This is a genomic window from Terriglobus sp. YAF25, from assembly GCF_052113305.1.
Lineage (GTDB): Bacteria > Acidobacteriota > Terriglobia > Terriglobales > Acidobacteriaceae > Terriglobus.
Genome location: NZ_JBFRCY010000738.1, coordinates 1 through 2,221, shown reverse-complemented (window position 1 = coordinate 2,221; position 2,221 = coordinate 1). Strand labels below are relative to the sequence as shown.

The 2,221-nt window shown below is 56.4% G+C and carries 3 protein-coding genes; all 3 read right to left on the bottom strand.

What is annotated here, in order from left to right; genetic code table 11:
- Positions 1 to 676, bottom strand: a 676-nt coding sequence (locus tag AB4043_RS23100; RefSeq protein WP_442308220.1) for a family 43 glycosylhydrolase, incomplete at its 3' end; no start/stop codon positions are given.
- The gene (locus AB4043_RS23095; RefSeq protein WP_442308219.1) at positions 673 to 1,071 is read right to left on the bottom strand and encodes a c-type cytochrome; all 399 of its coding nucleotides are present in this window, start codon (positions 1,069 to 1,071) and stop codon (positions 673 to 675) included. The genes AB4043_RS23095 and AB4043_RS23100, both read right to left, overlap by 4 nt.
- A gap of 9 nt (positions 1,072 to 1,080) precedes the next feature.
- Positions 1,081 to 2,221 (bottom strand): tetratricopeptide repeat protein (locus tag AB4043_RS23090; protein ID WP_442308218.1); only part of this gene is annotated, 1,141 nt, incomplete at its 5' end.

The window sequence follows — 2,221 nt, the reverse complement described above, 5'->3', positions numbered from 1 at the left end:
ACATCAGGTAGTACGCACTGCCGTGCTTGAACATAAACGGGCCCTCGAAGTAGTGCCCGGGCGTAACATCCTTCGGCTCTCCGTCGAAGGTGACCATATCGGACTTCAAGCGGACGACGAAGCAGTGTCCGTTGACCCAGTTCAATCCCGATCCCCAGTACAGATAAGCCTGGCCATCGGTATCGACAAAGACCTCCGCATCGATCATGTGGTATCTGCGATCGAAATCCGCGCCTATGAGAGGACGGTCGCCCAGGGCATTGCTCCACGGTCCGAGCGGCCGGTCTGCAACACCAACCCACACTTCACTGCCGACCGAGACATACATGTAGTAGCGGCCATTGGGCGCATGAATCACTGACGGCGCCCACACCATGCTGTTTTTGGAGGTGGGGCTTGTTGCCGCTTCCTTCGTAGGCCAGTTCAAAGAACATGAAGACCAATGGACAATGTCGGCGGACATCCAGCAGCTCAGGGTGCGGCCTCCCCAGGGATCTTCTGTCGCGAAGACATAGGTGATCCCGTTGTCCTGCAGAACGGTGGCATCAGCGTTGTATCCCGGAATAAACGGATTTCCATTATGAGGCGTATTCCATTTCGTCGATGCCGGCTGATGGGCAGCGGCGACTCCGGCAAGAGTGAGGCAGAACAAAAAGAGATTCCGACGTATACTCAATGCTTCTTCCCTGGACRCTGTTTTGCGTCGGTGCTTGTCTTTGCCGGTGCTTCTTTCATTTGAGAAAGATATTGCACCAGGGTCTGAATCTCTTCGTTGGTCAAAGCCTCGCCAAAGGGCGGCATCGATTGACCACCATTGCGGATCTGACCTTCGATAAAAGTCTTATCGCGTCGCAGGCCGACGCCACGCAGAGAGGGAGCCTTTCCTTCCGTACCTTCAAGGTGTTCGCCATGGCAATAGACGCAGCCCTTCTGTTTCGTCAACGCTGCCCCATCGAGCGGCTGATCTGGCTGTTTTTCCTGCTGTTGCTCCTGTGCCTGGACACCACATGCCGCAAGCCCGAAGAGCAGCACGATGCAGCGGAGACCCAGGAGCGAAAGACGTCTATACACGCGTGTCCTCTAGTTCTGCGTCGCCGTAAAGTTCGTTGGAAGTGAGCCCTGGATATGATCCTGATCCGAATCGATCTCGTGCGCATGCCAGAACACGCTTTCATTGGCAATCTCAGGGTGCAGGTTAAGAAAGCTCAGCGCGAAGCTATTGGCAGAGGGATCATCCTTCTGATCATTGAAGGTCGCTGCCTCCTTTGCCGCCATCTCCTTATCACCGAGCCTGCGGTAAAGGATCGAAAGGATATAGTGCGCCGCCAGATCGTCGGGATCGATGCCCTGCACCTTCAGATACTCCTCCTTCGCCTCAGCATAGCGGTGCAGCTGATAGAGCGAGAAGCCCAGCTCACGATGCGCATCCCGCGAGCGCGGAAAAGTGACGATCACCTGCCGAAGAAGAGCAATCGCCTCTTCCAGGTCTCCAGTATTCCGTTGGACCAGTGCGAGGTAATATTGCGCCCGAGCATTTCCAGGTGAGAGTTTCAGCGCTTCACGCAGATGATTGGCGGCCTCACTGTAGCGCTGCCAGAAGAATTCCGCGATGGCCTGGTTCGTGTAGGCATCGGCATAGGTGGGCCGCAGGGCCGCTACATGCTTGAAGGCGTCGAGCGAGGCGGCGTACTGCTGCGCATCCAGCAGCGCGATACCGTAGTTATTCCAACGCATCCAGTCGGGATTTTCATTCGGAACCGGCTCTGTACGACCGTTCTTTCCGACCTGGATCGTGCGCGACGTAGACACAACTTCTACCACCGGCTGCGGGTAGTGGTCGTTGCCGGTCTTCTTCATGCCGAAGTCCATGAAGTGTTGATTGAAGCGGCGATACCGCACGGTCGCCGTCAGTGTTACCGGTCCGCTACTTGCAGCCGGCATGTGGAAGGCGTAACGCACTAGTTGCGAACGGCCGGACTGGATGGTGTTGTTGTATGCAACGATCTTGTTATTCCAGACCTGATGCTCGCGGTTCTGAATACCATCCGGATTGATCAGGCGATTCGTGAACGAATGCGCCCGCGGATCAAGATCACCGTTCGGCTGCAGGAAGCCGCTCTCGAACAATACCTTGCCGGCCTTGTCCTTGACCGTGAAGTCGACCCACGACTCATAGAAGTCGCGCTGCTCCGGTACGAGAGCGTGCGCGATGCCCTTGTTC